This is a genomic window from Pseudoalteromonas sp. SR44-5 (assembly GCF_014163675.1).
Classification (GTDB): domain Bacteria; phylum Pseudomonadota; class Gammaproteobacteria; order Enterobacterales; family Alteromonadaceae; genus Pseudoalteromonas; species Pseudoalteromonas rhizosphaerae.
This window is the reverse complement of the sequence record NZ_JACJDT010000248.1, coordinates 1-235: the sequence shown is the minus strand read 5'-3', so window position 1 is coordinate 235 and position 235 is coordinate 1. Positions and strand designations below refer to the sequence as shown.

Genomic DNA, 235 nt, shown 5'->3' with positions numbered 1-235 from the left:
CGTATCTTAGATGCGATAAATTGGGATAAAAGCATAAAAGAAGAGTTTTTTAGACAAAAATGTCAAAAAAATCCACTGGTTGATAAAGCCTATTATCAGCAACGGGATCTAGGTTTTGTACCTAGCGAGCTACGCCAAGCATTTTCTGATCTAAACCGTAATATCATTAGCCAGCTTGGGCAACTCAATCCTATCGCTCAATATATGAGTAAAATGTGCAGCGAGTACAAAACAG

The 235-nt window shown here is 37.4% G+C and carries 1 protein-coding gene; it reads left to right on the top strand.

Going from position 1 to position 235, the window contains the following annotated elements:
* Positions 1-235: tyrosine/phenylalanine carboxypeptidase domain-containing protein (locus H5154_RS23395; RefSeq protein ID WP_182719789.1), on the top strand; the 235-nt coding region annotated here is incomplete at both ends.